Source organism: Halalkalibacter alkalisediminis (genome assembly GCF_028610705.1).
Taxonomy (GTDB): Bacteria; Bacillota; Bacilli; order Bacillales; family Bacillaceae_D; genus Halalkalibacter; species Halalkalibacter alkalisediminis.
Window position 1 is genome coordinate 1 of record NZ_JAQQWT010000102.1, and the last position, 1,870, is coordinate 1,870.

The following is a 1,870-nucleotide window of genomic DNA, read 5'->3' on the forward strand; positions in this document are numbered from 1 at the left end:
CTCCGTTAGAATTCCTGTAGTGCGTTAATTTCAACTTTGAAAAAATTAGAGCCCCTCAGTAAGATATGAGTATAGACACCACTCTAAAACTCAAAATCTTAGGAGGAAGCTCTACTATGAAGTTTAAAATGCAAGACAAACAAAATCAACTAATTGAACGAATTTCTGATCGACATCTTATTGTTGGAGTAGATATTGCGCAACAAGTTCATGTTGCTCGTGCTGTTAACTTCCGCGGAATTATTGTCGGGGAACCTCTATCTTTTGAAAATAACGAGGAAGGTTTTGATAGATTAATCAATTGGATGAATCAGTTAAAAACCTTAAAAGGCTTTAATACAACAATTGTTGGAATGGAACCAACAGGCCATTATTGGGTCAATCTTTCTAAATGGCTGTATGATCAAGGAATTGAAGTAGTAACTGTGAACCCTCACCTCGTTAAAAAGAATAAGGAAAACCGTGATAATACCCAATCTAAAAGTGATGTAAAAGACGCTCTGGTTATAGCTGATATGGTGAAGAATGGATACTATTCCTTTATACGCCCTAGCTCAGAGTCTTTTGAAAAACTACGAGTATTAATGTCTAACCGTGACATGGTTGTTAAACGACTTGTAAGTTCAATTAACCAAATTAATCGCTGGGTAGACGTTGTTTTCCCTGAGCTTCGTCAAGTATTCAAAGATGTAAAAGGAAAAGGTGCCATAGCTACACTGCGCTTATTCCCTACACCTATAGAAATTCATTCTATGAAGGCAGAGGATATTGTTGAAGCCTGGAAAACAAAAATGAAACGTCACGCTGGACTGAAAAAAGCTCAAGCACTCATTGACTTATCAAAACATTCTGTTGGGACTAACCAGGCACTTGATGCTTACAAGTTACATTTGGAACAATTGCTTGCAGAATTTGATCTCGCCACAGCTCAACTTGAAAGAGTTGAAGAGGAAGTGACGAAAGCTCTTGATGAAATTACTTTTGCCAGAGAAATGCTGGCCATGAAAGGCATTAGTAATATTACACTTGCCGGCATTTTAGGAGAAGCAGGAGATTTAAGTGGGTTCGCACATGGTAATTCTTTATTACGTCATGCAGGGCTGCATCTAGTAGAAGCGAGTTCAGGTAAATGGAAAGGTCAAATAGTCCTTTCTAAACGTGGAAGATCTCGTTTACGGCGCTTCTTGTACCTAGCGACCATGAGCCTTGTCATGAACAACCCTGAGTTTAAAGAACTGCACGCCCACAATGTTAATGTGAAAAAAATGAAAAAGATGAAATCAATCATGAAGCTGATTAATAAGTTTGCCAGAATACTAGTTGGTATGGCCCGTAATAACCAACCTTACTGCCCTAGCCTAGTATGGCCTACTTCGTCATTAGCAGCATAAGTATAGGGACCAACTGTAAACAGAACAAACTTTTATGCCGTATCCACCACCCTTGACCTTGTTTGTGTCCGTGGTCATTTTCTGATGGCGGATGGGAAAAATTTAGCCTATTAGGCACACCATCCGCACAGTCAGCGTACCACGGACAATCACTTCTAAGCTCCGCTGGCGGGGCCCCGACCCCTTCCAGCGATCACTAAGAAGTAGCACGGCGGTCAAGGGCAAGCAGCTATCGCTGTGGTTATAAACGTAATATCTTGATTAAGTTCTAGTATGATCTCATGAAAATAAGAGTGATTTTTAGACTTATTTTCGAATATTGGCTTATTCGTAGGATCTCAAAGAAAGTGCGGAGTACCGGATTTATTGTGCAAAAGGGCTCAGACCCGTTCCGTTAGAATTACCGGCCTCCACCACTTGGATAGGTGTGACGAAGGAATGAGAGGGCATTGACCCGTTGAGACATGGGAGCGAAAACC

General features: G+C 40.7%; 1 protein-coding gene. It reads left to right on the plus strand.

The genetic code is table 11. From position 1 onward, the window contains the following. Positions 1–116 precede the first annotated feature (116 nt). The gene (locus PQ474_RS25995; RefSeq protein ID WP_273848477.1) at positions 117–1,391 is read left to right on the plus strand and encodes an IS110 family RNA-guided transposase; all 1,275 of its coding nucleotides are present in this window, start codon (positions 117–119) and stop codon (positions 1,389–1,391) included. Positions 1,392–1,870: the final 479 nt, after the last annotated feature.

Excerpts from the sequence above, each read along its gene's own strand:
- PQ474_RS25995 (WP_273848477.1), top strand. The coding sequence starts at position 117 with ATGAAGTTTAAAATGCAAGACAAACAAAATCAACTAATTGAACGAATT.